Consider the following 13,530-nt stretch of genomic DNA (forward strand, 5'->3'; position numbering starts at 1 on the left):
TCTCTACTGTGAACGCTCACAGAAGCATGGCAGGTCTTCGCAGCAGGCGGAGACCCCAGGTCAGGGGAGAGATCCATGCCCATCACGAAGCGCCGGCGGCTCTTTGTCAGAGGTGCAGCCACGTCCGTCGCCGTCGCCCTCGGCGCCACCACGCTCGCCGCTTGCGGCTCCGAAGACGCCAGTGACGACCCCTCCGGGCCGGTCGCGCTGACGTACTGGACCTGGACGCCCGGCATGGACAAGGTCGTCGACCTGTGGAACAACGGCCCGGGCAAGAAAGACCGGATCACGGTCACGGTCAAGAAGCAGGCGTCCGGCGACACGCTGGTCACCAAGATCCTCACCGCGCACAAGGCCGGCAAGGGCCCGGACCTGGTGCAGGCCGAGTACCAGGCGCTGCCGACGCTGGTCAGCAATGACGCGGTCGCCGACATAGCGAGCGAGGTCGGCGACGCGAAGGGCAAGTTCGCCGACGGCGTGTGGCAGCAGACCACGCTGGGCACGGACGCGGTCTACGCGGTCCCGCAGGACATCGGTCCGATGATGTTCTACTACCGCCAGGACCTGTTCAAGAAGTACGGCCTGACGGTCCCGGCCACCTGGGAGCAGTTCGCCGAGACGGCCCGCGCGCTGAAGAAGAAGGCCCCGGACAAGGACCTGACCACCTTCTCCGCCGCCGACTCCGGCCTCTTCGCGGGCCTGGCCCAGCAGGCCGGCGCCAAGTGGTGGACGACCTCCGGCGACAAGTGGAAGGTCGGCATCGACGACGCCGCCTCACAGAAGGTCGCGGGGTTCTGGGGCGGCCTCGTCAAGGAGGGCGCCATCGACGACCAGCCGATGTACACGCCGGCCTGGAACAAGGCGCTCAACACGGGCAAGCAGATCGCCTGGGTCAGCGCGGTGTGGGCGCCGGGCACGCTGACCACGGCCGCGCCCGACACCAAGGGCAAGTGGGCCATGGCCCCGCTCCCCCAGTGGTCGCAGTCGGCCAACGTCACCGGCAGCTGGGGCGGTTCCTCCACCGCCGTCACCACGGACTCCGAGAACAAGGCGGCCGCGGCGAAGTTCGCCGCCTGGCTGAACACCGACGACGCCGCCCTCCAGGCGCTGGCCAAGGAGAGCGGCATCTACCCGGCCGCCACGAACGCCCAGACCAGCGGCGCCTTCGCCACCCCGCCGGACTACTTCTCGAACCAGTCGGACTTCTACACCAAGGCCGCCGAGATCGCGAAGACCACGGCACCGTCCGCCTGGGGCCCGAACGTGAACGTCGCCTACACGACCTTCAAGGACGCCTTCGGCAAGGCCGCCAAGGACAAGTCGGACTTCGTCGCCGCATTGAACACCGTGCAGGACGACACGGTCGCCGACCTGAAGAAGCAGGGCTTCGAGGTCTCCGAGTGACCAGCACAAGCCGGAGGGCGTACGGGGTGAAGGGGGCCCCGTATGCCTTCCTCCTCCCCGCAACAGTCCTCTTCCTGCTGTTCTTCGCACTGCCCATCGGCTACGCGGTCTGGCTCAGCTTCCACAAGGTGAAGGTCTCCGGGCTGGGCCTCGGCTCCGGTGCCCGCAAGGAGGTCTGGGCCGGCCTGGAGAACTACACGGACGCCCTCACCGACAGCGAACTCGTGTCGGGCGCGCTGCGCGTGCTCGGCTACGGCTGCATCGTGGTGCCGGTGATGCTGGGCCTCGCCCTGCTGTTCGCGCTGATGCTGGACTCCGAGAAGGTGCGGCTCGCGCCCTTCACCCGGCTCGCGATCTTCCTCCCGTACGCCATCCCCGGCGTGGTCGCCGCACTGCTGTGGGGCTTTCTGTACCTGCCGGACGTCAGCCCCTTCTACTACGTGCTGGAGAAGCTGGGCCTGCCGCAGCCGGACCTCCTCGACGGCGGCCCGCTCTACCTCGCCCTGTCGAACATCGCGGTCTGGGGCGGCACCGGCTTCAACATGATCGTCATCTACACCTCGCTGCAGGCCATCCCGGCCGAGGTGTACGAGGCGGCCAGGCTGGACGGTGCCACGCCGGTGCAGATCGCGCTGAAGATCAAGATCCCGATGGTGGCGCCCTCGCTGGTGCTGACCTTCTTCTTCTCGATCATCGCCACGCTCCAGGTGTTCAACGAGCCGACCACGCTGAAGCCGCTCACCAACTCCGTGTCCACGACCTGGAGTCCGCTGATGAACGTGTACCAGGACGCCTTCGGCAAGGGCGACATCTACGCGGCGGCCGCCCAGGCGACGATCATCGCCCTCGCGACGCTGCTGCTCTCCTTCGGGTTCCTGCGGGCCGCGAACCGTCGTAACAAGCAGGAGGCGGCCCGATGAGCTCCCTCGCCGTCACCAAGACCGACACGGCCGCGGGCGTCACGCCCGGCACGGACCAGAGCCGGCCGCCGCTGCGCCGCCGGATCGCGCTGGTCCCGACGGTCACGCTGCTGCTGGGCGCGCTGTACTGTCTGCTGCCCGTGGCGTGGGTGGTGATCGCGGCGACCAAGTCCGGCAGCGAGCTGTTCTCCACGTTCACCTTCCTGCCGGGCAGCGGGTTCGCCGACAACCTCTCGGATCTGAGCGCCTACCGGGACGGTGTGTACTGGCAGTGGATGGCCAACTCCGCCCTGTACGCCGGTCTGGGCGCGCTGCTGTCGACATGTGTGTCGGCGTTCAGCGGCTACGCGCTGGCGACCTACCGCTTCCGGGGCCGCGAGACGCTCTTCAACGTGCTGCTCGCAGGTGTGCTCATGCCGCCGGTCATCCTCGCCGTCCCGCAGTACCTGCTGCTGGCCAAGGCCGACCTGACGGACTCGTACCTGGCCGTACTGCTGCCGCAGCTCCTCTCGCCGTACGGCGTCTACCTCTCGCGGATCTACGCCGCTGCCGCCGTCCCCGCTGACGTGGTCGAGGCGGGGCGGATGGACGGCGCGAGCGAGTGGCGGATCTTCACCCGGATCGCGCTGCCGATGATGGTGCCGGGCCTGGTGACGGTGTTCCTGTTCCAGTTCGTGGCCGTGTGGAACAACTTCCTGCTGCCGTACATCATGCTCAGCGACGACGAGAAGTTCCCGATCACGCTGGGTCTGTTCACGCTCCTCGAACAGGGCGCCAACACCCCGGCGCTGTACACGCTGGTGATCACCGGCGCGTTCCTCGCGGTGATCCCGCTGGTGGCGCTCTTCCTGGTCGTCCAGCGGTTCTGGAGCCTCGATCTGCTCTCCGGAGCCGTAAAGTCATGACCATGAGCAACACGGGGGGCCGACGCAGACCGCCGACGATCCACGACGTGGCGCGCGAGGCCGGAGTCTCAAGGGGCACCGTCTCGCGCGTGCTCAACGGCGGGCACTACGTCAGCCCGACCGCCCAGGAGGCGGTCAACGCGGCGATCCGCAAGACCGGTTACGTCGTCAACCGGCATGCCCGCTCGCTGATCACCGGGCGGTCGGACTCGATCGGCTTCCTGCTGACCGAGCCGCAGGAGAAGTTCTTCGAGGACCCCAACTTCAATGTCCTGCTGCGCGGTTGCACCCAGGCGCTGGCCGCGCACGACATCCCGCTGCTGCTGATGCTGGCGGGCACGCAGGACGAACGGCGGCGCATCACGCGGTACATCACGGCCGGGCATGTGGACGGGGTCCTGCTGGTGTCCAGCCACTCCGGTGATCCTGTGGCGGAGGAGCTGCGTGAGGCGGGTGTGCCGCTGGTGGCCTGCGGCAAGCCGATCGGGCTCGGTTCCAAGGTCAGCTATGTGGCCGCGGACGACCGGGACGGCGCCCGGGACATGGTGCGCCATCTGCTGTCGGTCGGCCGTCGCCGTATCGGCGTGGTCACCGGTCCGCTGGACACGCCGGGCGGTGTGGAGCGGCTCGCCGGCTACAAGGAGGTGCTCGCCGAGGCGGGCATCGAGTTCGACGACCGGCTCGTCGTGTCCGGCGACTACAGCCGGGCCAGCGGTGAGGCGGGGGCCGAGCGGCTGCTGGGGCAGGCGCCGGACATGGACGCCGTGTTCGTCGCGTCCGACCTGATGGCGCAGGGTGTGCTGACGGCCCTGGAGCGGGCCGGGCGCCGGGTGCCGCAGGACGTCGCGGTCGGCGGATTCGACGACTCGCCCGCCGCGCTGGCCGCCCGCCCCGAGCTCACCACGATCCGGCAGCCCTGGGACCGGATCAGCGCGGAGATGGTGCGGGTGCTGCTGGCGCAGATAGGCGGTGAGGACCCGGCGGCGGTGATCCTGCCGACGGAGCTGGTGAAGCGGGAGTCCACGTAACGGCGCGAGCCGGCCACGAGGGCGCGTCGCACGGTGATCGAGCCGTCGGCGCGCCCTCGGCGTGCGGTCGGCGGGCGATAGGTGTGGAGTCGGCGGGCGATCGGTCAGGAATCGAGAAGTCCGGACCCGCTCCCCCGTCCTAGCGTGAAACCACCGACGGGACACGTCGGACCACGCTTCACCGAGGAGGACGCCATGACCGCCGGAGTCAACACGATCATCTACCCCGTCAAGGACCTCGACCGGGCGAAGGCCCTGTTCAGCGCCCTGCTGGGCACGGAGCCGTATGCGGACGAGCCGTACTACGTCGGCTTCAAGGAGGCCGGCCAGGACGTCGGCCTGGACCCCAACGGGCACGCGAAGGGCATGACCGGCCCGGTCCCCTACTGGCATGTGACCGACATCAGGGCGACCCTCGCGGCCCTGCTGGCGGCGGGTGCCGAGACGCTGCAGGACGTGAAGGACGTCGGCGGCGGCAGGCTGATCGCCTCCGTGAAGGACGCCGACGGCAATCTCGTCGGGATCCTCCAGGATCCGGCCGCCTGAGCCCGTATCCGTCGGCACCCGGGCACAAATTGCACATGCACTAGTTGCACACTCAATAAATGGCTGAATCGGTGCTACCGTGCCGGTATGGCAGCGAAGACGGCCGACGCAGGGCTCGAAGACCGGTGGCGGGACATCCTGTCGGTGCACGCGCGCACCATGTGCGAGATCGACCGCGTGCTGCACCCGCACGGGCTGGGCGCCAGCGACTTCGAGGTGCTGGACATCCTGGCGGCGGCCTCACCCGAGGAGGGCGACCAGTGCCGGGTGCACAACCTGGTCGGACGGGTCCATCTCAGCCAGAGCGCGCTGTCCCGGCTGATCGGCCGGCTGGAGAAGGACGGCCTGGTGGAGCGCTCCGTCTGTGTGGAGGACCGGCGCGGCGTGTTCGTCACCCTGACCCGCAAGGGCCGCGATCTGCACAGCGAGGTGCTGCCCCTGCAGCGCGATGTGCTGGCCCGGATGCTGAGCGGCTGACGTCGTAGGTCGTAGAAGGACGGCGGGTCGCGGGCGGCTAGAGCACGAACTCGGTCCCGTCCGGCAGGATTTCGACGCCGGTCCCGGACACCTGTGAGCGGGCCGGCGAGCCGGGGTCCAGCAGGGGGTTCGTGTCGGCGAGGTGGGTGTAGATCCGGCGGGCCTGCGGGTGGCGGGCCAGGGCGGTGAGGCTGCCGCCCGGTCCCGAGACGGGCAGATGGCGCCCGGCCCGCCCCGCCTCGTCCGTGGTGAAGTGCGTGCCGTCCAGGACGGCACAGTCCGCGGAAGCGACGAGGTCGTCCAGCGTCGGGGCCCAGGTGCTCACGCGCGGTGCGTACACGAGGACCCCTCCGGTGGCCAGGTCCTCGATCCGGTACGCCGTCACCCAACCGCGGTCCTTCGCCCGGCCCGGCACATACGTCGGCGCCGCACCGGCGACCGGGTGCGCCGTGACGACCAGGCCGCCGGCCAGCACGAAGCCGCCCTCGGTCAGGCTGTCCGCCCACTCCCACGGGGCGTCACGGTCGAGGGCCGCCCGCGCCGGGGCCAGGGCGGCGAGCACCGGCGGGGCCGCGTAGGTCTTGAGCCCGGCAGCCGCCCGCAGCACGGCCAGGCCCGCCAGATGGTCGGGCTCGGCGTCGGTGAGCAGGACTCCCCGCACCGGCGTGACCTGCGGTCCCGGCCAGAGGGCGGAGGCGGCGTTGAGCTGGCCGCGGATGTCGGGCGAGGTGTTCAGCAGCCACCAGTCCCGGGAGTTGCCGGTGACGGCCGCGCACTCCGGGGTGCGGGTGGGCAATTTGCCGTCACGGGCGGCGGCGCACCTGGCGCAGGCGCAGTTCCATCGTGGGAAACCGCCTCCCGCGGCAGTGCCGAGCAGGACGACCCTCAAGACGACCCCCCATCCCTTCGCGTCGGCCCTCCCGGTGGGATCTTCCCTCTCCATACGGCCGAACCACCCCGCGACGGGGAGCAGTTCCGGCCGACCTTCACGGGCCGACCGGGATGGGGGCGCTCAGGGATGCTCAGGGGGCGTTCATCGACGGCAGGGGACACCGATGGTGCCGGTGCCCCCGGGGCCGCCGCCCGCCCTCGGTGTGATCACGGGCGGGCGAGCAGGGTCCGTACGCCCTCCGAGGTCAGGGTGAGGGGGTGGGGCGAGCCGGCGTCGATGGCCAGGGCCAGTTCGTCGGCGGGCCACTGCGAGGCGAGGGCGCCGAGGGGCACCAGGCGGTAGCGGGAGACGAAGGGCAGCAGCTCCGCCATCGCGGGCTCGGAGGTGAAGACGGGGACGACCGGCTCGCCGCCCGCCTGCTCTATGACCGGCAGCGCCACGGCGCCGGGGTCGGTGGCGTCCGCCTCGCTGGCGTCGTCGGGCACGGGGACGAGGACGTCGCTGCCGGCGAGCGTGTCCATCGCCGTCCTGTCCTCGGTGTTCCCGGCCAGCGCGTCCAGCGCCCGGCGGGCCGGAGTGGCGGTGTAGTGGTTCGCGGGTGTGTCCATGGCAGATCCCCTGTCAGCGGCGGTAGTGCGGTCCGCCCGGGGCATGATCGCGGGAGCGGTGCCCAACCCCGGCGCGGCCCTGCTCACGTACCCGATCCGGACTGGAGCATTCCTAAGACCGGCCACGGGCCGGGACGGGCGTGGTCCGCCGTGCGCGGGAGCATCCGCAGGTCACGGGATCAGCGGGATGTCGCCTGACGGGATCCCCAGGCGGTCGCAGCCGACCCGGCGGGCGAGGGGCTCGGCCATGCTGGGGCCCACATGGGTCCAGTACGTGGCCGCGTCCCGGAAGTAACGCTGCATCCGCTCGCCGTCGCGCGCGTGCCGGGAGCCGGCCGTGCGGAAGAGGGTGCCCTGGAGGATGTCCCAGGCCATCCGGCCCGCGTTCAGGAACATGAGCGCGAGGCGGTTGTCCTCGGCCGCGGTGAAGGGGGCCTCTCCGGTGACGTTGCGCCGGCAGGTCTCCATCCATTCCTGGGCCGTGTGCCGCAGTGCCGCCTCGGCCGTGTGGATCACGCCGAGGGCCTCGCCGAGGTGGCGCTGGTAGTCGTGGAGTTCGGCGCGGGTGCGGTGGGGTTCGAGGAGCAGGGGGCGGTCGGTGACGGCGCGGGCGTACTCGTCGGCGGCGGCGTGGGCGGTGCCGATCATGATGGCGGCCAGTTCGCCGTGGAAGAAGCTCGGCGCCCGGCCGGCGTACATGGGGTTGCCGTGCAGTTCGTAGCCGACGCTGCCGCCCTCGACGGGCAGGTCGAGCAGGCTCGCCTCGCAGGTGAGGTACTCGGGGATACGGGCCTTTTCCATGTGGACACTGTTGGAGCCGCTGCCGCGCAGGCCGAGGACGCCGTGCCAGTCGTCGAGGACCGTCCACACCGAGCGCGGGGCGACGAACAGCACCGGCGGTCCGGGCGGGGCGCCGGGCCGGTCGGGGGCGCGCAGGGTCTGGCCGACGTAGTGGGTGGAGTACGGGGAGCCGGAGGAGTACGGCCAGGTGCCGTCGAGCATGACGTGGCCATCGTCGTCGGGCTGTGCGATGCCGATGGGCGCGACGGTGGACGCGGCCCGGAAGTCGCCGTCGGTGCCGAAGATCTCGTCCTGCGCCTTCTCCCCGAAGAGCGCGGCGACCTGGAGGACGTGGGCCGCGGTGAGCGAAAGGGCCCAGCCGGTGGAGGGACAGCCGCGGGCGATCTCGGTGACCACGCGGTAGAAGGTGGGCAGGCCGAACTCGTAGCCGCCGTACCGGCGCGGCTGGAGGATCCGGTAGAAGCCGGCCCTCAGGAAGTCGTCGTGGGTGTCCTTGGGGTAGTGCGTCAGCCGTTCGGTCTCCGGCTGGCGTTCGAGCAGCACGGGCCGCAGGTTCGCGGCGCGTTCGACGATGTCGCGTTCGGTCAGTGCGGGCTCGGGAGCGGCGATCACGATGCCTCCTGACGTGTGGGGCCGTCCGTTCGTGCCGTGATGCGGGACGCGATACAGGTGATTGAACACGGCAACTGCCGTGGGGTACCGACGCGAAATCGCCAAGTGCCGAGGCCACGGGACGGCCCGCGTCGGTCGCGGGCGAACAGTCGTAGCCTGAGAAGGACGGGACAGGCTCCCGCCCTGGTGGGCGCGGGAGGCGGTGTATGCGTTACGACGACCGCAGGGCGGCCGGGCGGCTGCTGGCCGGGCGGCTGGCGGAGCTGCGCGGTCGGGATGTGGTGGTGCTGGGGCTGCCGCGAGGCGGCGTCCCCGTGGCGGCCGAGGTGGCCCGGCGTCTCGACGCCCCGCTGGATGTCCTGGTGGTGCGCAAGCTGGGGGTGCCCGGGCAGCCGGAGTGGGGCTTCGGGGCGATCGGCGAGCACCAGGTCCGGGTCCTGAACCGGGATGTGATCGACGCGGCCGGGCTGAACGCCGGCGAGCGGGAGGCCGTGGAAAAGGCCGAGCGGGGCGAGCTGGAACGGCGGGTGCGCAGCTACCGGCAGGAGCGGGCCGCGCTGCCGGTCACCGGGCGTACGGCGGTCGTCGTGGACGACGGCCTAGCCACCGGCGCCACGGCCGAGGCCGCCTGTCGCGTCGTACGGGATCAGGGCGCGGCACGGATCGTGCTGGCCGTGCCGGTCGGGGCGAGCCACAGCGTCGCCCGGCTGCGGCGGGTGGCCGACGAGGTGGTCTGCCCGCACACGCACCGGGTCCTCGGCTCGGTGGGCGCCTGGTACCGGGACTTCGCCCAGGTCTCGGACGCCGAGGTCACGTCCCTGCTCGCGGAGGCCGCCCGCGCCACGCCCCGCTCCCCCGCCGCGCCGTCCCCCGAGGCCCCGGCTCCGCCGAAGCCGGTGGGGCACGCCTCGCCGTCGGACCGCGAGGTGCGGATCCCGGCCGCGGGCGCGCGGGTGGGCGCCCGCCTGGTCGTGCCGGACGAGGCGTCGGCGGCGGTGGCGTTCGCGCACGGCAGTGGAAGCAGCCGGCACAGCCCGCGCAACCGGTATGTCGCCACCGCCCTCAACCGCGCGGGCCTGGCCACCCTGCTGCTGGATCTCCTCACCGACGACGAGGCGCACGACCGGCACAACGTCTTCGACATCCTGCTGCTGGCCCGGCGGCTGCACGCCGCGTCCATGTGGCTGCGCGGTGAGACCGGTCTGCCCGTCGCCTATTTCGGGGCCAGTACCGGAGCCGCCGCCGCGCTGGAGGCGGCCGCCCTGTCCGGGTCCGACGTCCGCTCGGTCGTCTCCCGGGGCGGCCGCCCCGACCTCGCCACCCCGGCGGCGCTGACCCGGCTGCGGGCGCCGACGCTGCTGATCGTCGGCAGCCGTGACACCCAGGTGCTCAGCCTCAACCGCCTGGCCGCCGACCGGATGCACTGCGAGCACCGGATCGCCGTCGTCCCCGGCGCCACCCACCTGTTCGAGGAACCCGGCACCCTCACCACCGTCGCCGAACTGGCCCGCGCCTGGTTCACCGCCCACCTCGACCGGCCCACCACGGGGACGCCGCGCCGTTCCGCGTAGGCCGGGCGGCCGGTTCTCGACGGCGGCCGACGGGCTGTTCACCTACGTCGGCCCGGCCGACGCCTCCGCCCCACCGCCCGCCCAGGCCGTCTACGCCAGCAGCTCGGCGACCGTCGTCACCCGGATCAACGGCCGGTACAGGTCCAGCACCTGCAACGCCTTCGCGTGGGTGTCGTCGTCCGCTCCCGCGCAGGCGTCGGCGACGACCCTCACCTCGACGCCCGCGTCCGCGGCGGCCAGGGCCGTCGACAGGACGCAGCAGTCGGTGCTGACGCCGGTCAGCACCAGGCGGCCCTCCGGGGTGGCGCGGCGGGCCAGTTCCGGGGTCCATTTGCTGAATGTGCCGGCGTCCAGCACATGCCGTGCGTGGGGGGCGAACTCGTCGGTGAGCTCCCAGAGCCGGGCCTGCGGGGGTTGCAGGGCGAAGGGCCAGCGTTCGTAGTACGCCCGCCAGGCGCCGTCCGGTTCGGCGGGTGCCACGAAGCGGGTGAACGTGACCCGGTCCCCGAAGGCCGGCAGCAGACGGCGTACGCCCGTCGCGGCATCGGCGAATCGAGGGGTGGCCCAGGGGCTGTCGGGCTCGGCGAAGACGCGCTGCATGTCGATGACGGTGAGCAGCCCGGTGGTCATACCGTCGCCCCTTCGTCCGCCGTCGGGCTCGGTGCCTGTGCCTCCTGGGCCCGGACCCGTCCGCGCCGCAGCACCAGCGTGCCGAGGAAGCCGAGGGCGAGGGCCGCGAGGACGCCGAGGTTGGCGTAGGCCCAGTCGCCGGACCTGCCGCCGAGGCCCAGCGGGCCGAGCAGATAGCCCTGCCACTCCAGCCAGTTCGCCGTCGCGTTGGTGACCAGGCCCCAGCCGAGGGCGGTGGCCGTGAGGGTCAGGAGCAGCGGGGTGAGCGGTACGTCGCCGTAGCGGCCGGTCGGGCGGTAGAGGTCGGGCTCGTCGTAGTCGCGGCGGCGCAGCGCCAGGTCGGCGAGCATGATGCCGCACCAGGCGGCGATGGGGACGCCGAGCGTGGTGAGGAAGCCCATGAACGGGCCGAGGAAGTCGTCGGCGACGAAGACGATGTAGATCGAGCCCGCGATCATCAGGACGCCGTCGAACAGGGCGGCCATGTAGCGCGGCACGCGCAGGCCGGCCGAGAGCAGGGCCAGACCGGACGAGTAGATGTCCAGGACCGCTCCGCCGACCAGGCCGAGGACGGCGACGACGGCGAACGGGACCAGGAACCAGGTCGGCAGGATGGTGGTCAGCGCACCGATCGGGTCGGCGGCGACGGCGGCGTTGAGTTCGCTGGAGGAGCCTGCCAGCAGGAGTCCGAAGACCAGCAGGAGCAGGGGGGCCAGTGACGCGCCGAAGGCGGTCCAGCCGATCACGCCGCGGCTCGACGCGGTGCGCGGCAGATAGCGGGAGTAGTCGGCGGCGGCGTTGACCCAGCCGAGGCCGAATCCGGTCATCATGAAGACGAGGGCGCCGATGAACTCCTGGGCGGAGCCGGCCGGTACGGCGCTGACGGCGGACCAGTGGACGTGGTCGGCGACGAGGACGACGTAGACGACGGTGAGTACGCCCGTGACCACGGTGATCAGGGTCTGCAGCCGCATGATCAGGTCGAAGCCCATGACGCCGACCACGACGGTCAGCGCCCCCACCAGGACGAGTGCGACCACCTTGGTCTCGGTTCCGCCGCCCCAGCCGAGCCGGTCGAACACCGTCGCGGTGGCCATGGTGGCCAGGGCGCAGAGCACGGTCTCCCAGCCGACGGTGAGGATCCAGGAGATCACCGACGGCAGCCGGTTGCCGCGCACCCCGTAGGCGGCGCGGCCGAGCACCATCGTCGGGGCAGAGCCGCGCTTGCCCGCCACGGCGATGAATCCGCACAGCAGGAACGAGAAGACGATGCCGACGACTCCGGCGGCCAGCGCCTGCCAGAAGGAGATCCCGAAGCCGAGTGCGAAGGCGCCGTAACTCAGGCCGAGGATCGACACGTTGGCGCCGAACCAGGGCCAGAAGAGGGTGCGGGGCGTGCCTTTGCGGTCGGCGTCGGCGATCACGTCGAGGCCGTGGGTCTCCATCTGGAGTCTTCGGGCCGGGGGTCGGTCGTCGCGTGGGTCGGGCGTAGTGATCACCCCGGCATGGTCGCATCGCTCACCCGGCCGGGGAAGACGCGGATGGTCAGCCTGCGGTGGTGGCCCGCAGCGCATGGGTGCGCAGCGCCAGCAGTGCCTCGAACCGGAAGCGCGGGTCGCCGAGCCGGTCGCCGAACAGCGCCTCCAGCTGGCGCAGTCGCTTGCGGGCGGTCTGCGGATGGATGCCGAGCGCGTGGGCGACCTCGGGGGCCGTACGTCCCCAGGACATCAGCAGGGCGTCCAGGGTCTCGGCGAGTCGGGCGGCGCGTCCGTGGGGCAGGTCCGCGAAGACGCCCAGGACCCGTCGGCCGAGCAGCTGCCCGATGGGGGCGCCCCTGAGCAGATGCAGCTCCGCCAGTTCGTCGTCGACCCGCAGGAAGGCCCCGTCGGCCGGTTCCGCCGGCAGTTCGGCGCGCCGGTCGAGGGCGAGGCGGGCGCATTGGAGGGACAGCCATGTCTCGTGCGGGGGAACGGCCGGGCCCACGACGGCGACCCGGCCCCGGGCGGCGTCCCGCACCCGGTCGAGCAGTCGGCCGGTCTCCGGTTCGGGCACGATCAGGACGAGGTCGCTGCCCCGGCCGAGGGAGAGCAGTTCACCGTCCGCGCCGGGCACGGAGAAGGGCCCTGCCGACCGCACCACCACCGCCGCGACGGCGTCCGGCACCGCCCAGCGGGCGCGCTCGGCCAGCGGTCCCAGCGGTGCGCGCTCTTTTCCGCGCGGCGGCTCCAGCAGCCGTTCCACCAGCGCCCGGCGGGCACGCTTCACCTCTCCTTCCGAGCGCAGCTGCGCCGCGAGGAAGCCTTTCACCGACTCGTTGGACAGGGCGTTGATGTGGATCAGCACGGCCTCGTGCAGGGTCAGGACGGTCCCGGGCGGCAGCGAGGCCTCCTGCACGAACTCGGCGTAGCGGCGGCTGCCCACGCGGGCGCCGACCCGGAAGGCGGCCTGGAGGGCGTCCGTGGTGCGGCCGTTGAGGAACTCGATGCGGCCCAGGTGCCGGAAGTGGTCCAGGTGATGGTCCTGCGCGCTGTCGGGGTGCTCGATCAGCTCCGCGAACTGCAGCACGGCCCGGCGGATCGACTCGGTCAGGTCGCGGCCGAGCGCGGAGTCGAGCGAGCGGCGGTAGGCGGGCACCTCGTCGCGGATCGCCCGGGTCATGGCGGCGACGATGCCTTCGGCCCGGGAGCGGATGAGCGCGGCCAGCACCGGGGGCAGCTCGTGCCAGGGCTGACGCGTGAACGTCTCGGCCGGTGCCGTCATCGCGGTGACTCCGTCTCGGGCGTGGGGCGTGTGCTCGCCGTGGTGGGCGGGCGCGGGCGATGCGCTCGCCGTCGGTGGCGGCTTCGGGGCAGGGTGCTCGCCGGGACGGCGGGCGTGGGCGGGTGCTCGGCATGGGTGGCCGGCGTGGTGCGCACAGGACTGCTCCTGGTGAGGTGCAGCCCGGGAAAGGTGTCACGCCCATGACACCTTTCCCCTCCCCCGCCGCGGATCTTCTGGTCGGCTCCCGCGGGCGACGCGAGTGTGGATCCGACGTTACGCGCCAGTAGCTTCCGTGTCCCGTCCTTGTCACAAGGCTTCACAGGGTCCTGACCCATCCCCTTGTGACCAGGGCACACGGATCCGCCGGCGGTCCCCA

The 13,530-nt window shown here is 71.9% G+C and carries 13 protein-coding genes; 7 read left to right on the forward strand and 6 right to left on the reverse strand.

The window, feature by feature from the left end; translation table 11 throughout:
* The first annotated feature begins 75 nt into the window (after positions 1–75).
* From ACFWYS_RS28115 to ACFWYS_RS28140, 6 genes are all read left to right on the forward strand, one after another.
* Positions 76–1,404: an ABC transporter substrate-binding protein gene (locus ACFWYS_RS28115; protein ID WP_384774621.1), complete on the forward strand. Its 1,329-nt coding sequence runs from the start codon at positions 76–78 to the stop codon at positions 1,402–1,404.
* Complete coding sequence (locus tag ACFWYS_RS28120; protein WP_384774624.1) at positions 1,401–2,324, forward strand: carbohydrate ABC transporter permease; 924 nt, start codon at positions 1,401–1,403, stop codon at positions 2,322–2,324. Before ACFWYS_RS28115 ends, ACFWYS_RS28120 begins: the two co-directional genes overlap by 4 nt.
* On the forward strand, positions 2,321–3,229 hold the full coding sequence (locus ACFWYS_RS28125) for a carbohydrate ABC transporter permease (protein ID WP_384774627.1): 909 nt from the start codon (positions 2,321–2,323) through the stop codon (positions 3,227–3,229). The genes ACFWYS_RS28120 and ACFWYS_RS28125 overlap by 4 nt, the downstream gene beginning before the upstream one ends.
* The gene (locus ACFWYS_RS28130; RefSeq protein WP_384774630.1) at positions 3,226–4,257 is read left to right on the forward strand and encodes a LacI family DNA-binding transcriptional regulator; all 1,032 of its coding nucleotides are present in this window, start codon (positions 3,226–3,228) and stop codon (positions 4,255–4,257) included. Before ACFWYS_RS28125 ends, ACFWYS_RS28130 begins: the two co-directional genes overlap by 4 nt.
* Positions 4,258–4,452: 195 nt before the next feature.
* Positions 4,453–4,803 carry a VOC family protein gene (locus ACFWYS_RS28135; protein ID WP_384774632.1) on the forward strand — a complete coding sequence of 117 codons (351 nt, stop codon included), beginning with the start codon at positions 4,453–4,455 and terminating at the stop codon, positions 4,801–4,803.
* A gap of 87 nt (positions 4,804–4,890) precedes the next feature.
* On the forward strand, positions 4,891–5,280 hold the full coding sequence (locus ACFWYS_RS28140) for a MarR family winged helix-turn-helix transcriptional regulator (protein WP_384774635.1): 390 nt from the start codon (positions 4,891–4,893) through the stop codon (positions 5,278–5,280).
* A gap of 37 nt (positions 5,281–5,317) precedes the next feature.
* On the opposite strand, the gene pqqB is transcribed toward ACFWYS_RS28140, so the two are convergent.
* The 3 genes from pqqB to ACFWYS_RS28155 form a co-directional block, all read right to left on the reverse strand.
* Entirely contained in the window at positions 5,318–6,223 is a 906-nt protein-coding gene (pqqB, locus tag ACFWYS_RS28145) for a pyrroloquinoline quinone biosynthesis protein PqqB (protein WP_384774638.1), read from the reverse strand.
* Positions 6,224–6,378: 155 nt separating this feature from the next.
* Positions 6,379–6,780 (reverse strand): SseB family protein, encoded by a 402-nt coding sequence (locus tag ACFWYS_RS28150; protein WP_384774641.1) that lies wholly within the window; start codon positions 6,778–6,780, stop codon positions 6,379–6,381.
* A gap of 171 nt (positions 6,781–6,951) precedes the next feature.
* Positions 6,952–8,193, reverse strand: a complete 1,242-nt coding sequence (locus ACFWYS_RS28155) for an acyl-CoA dehydrogenase family protein (RefSeq protein WP_384774644.1) — start codon at positions 8,191–8,193, stop codon at positions 6,952–6,954.
* Between the two features lie 206 nt (positions 8,194–8,399).
* Between ACFWYS_RS28155 and ACFWYS_RS28160 the strand changes: the two genes are divergently transcribed.
* The gene (locus ACFWYS_RS28160) at positions 8,400–9,764 is read left to right on the forward strand and encodes a phosphoribosyltransferase family protein (RefSeq protein WP_384774647.1); all 1,365 of its coding nucleotides are present in this window, start codon (positions 8,400–8,402) and stop codon (positions 9,762–9,764) included.
* Between the two features lie 90 nt (positions 9,765–9,854).
* Here the strand turns inward: ACFWYS_RS28160 and ACFWYS_RS28165 are convergent, their stop codons facing one another.
* From ACFWYS_RS28165 to ACFWYS_RS28175, 3 genes are all read right to left on the reverse strand, one after another.
* Positions 9,855–10,394 (reverse strand): cysteine hydrolase family protein, encoded by a 540-nt coding sequence (locus ACFWYS_RS28165; protein WP_384774650.1) that lies wholly within the window; start codon positions 10,392–10,394, stop codon positions 9,855–9,857.
* Positions 10,391–11,839, reverse strand: coding sequence for a purine-cytosine permease family protein (locus ACFWYS_RS28170; RefSeq protein WP_384774779.1), 1,449 nt, complete (start codon positions 11,837–11,839; stop codon positions 10,391–10,393). The genes ACFWYS_RS28165 and ACFWYS_RS28170 overlap by 4 nt, the downstream gene beginning before the upstream one ends.
* Before the next feature lie 100 nt (positions 11,840–11,939).
* Positions 11,940–13,154 carry a helix-turn-helix domain-containing protein gene (locus tag ACFWYS_RS28175; RefSeq protein WP_384774652.1) on the reverse strand — a complete coding sequence of 405 codons (1,215 nt, stop codon included), beginning with the start codon at positions 13,152–13,154 and terminating at the stop codon, positions 11,940–11,942.
* Between the last annotated feature and the right edge of the window lie 376 nt (positions 13,155–13,530).

The sequence above is a fragment of the Streptomyces sp. NPDC059010 genome, from assembly GCF_042740355.1.
Lineage (GTDB): Bacteria > Actinomycetota > Actinomycetes > Streptomycetales > Streptomycetaceae > Streptomyces.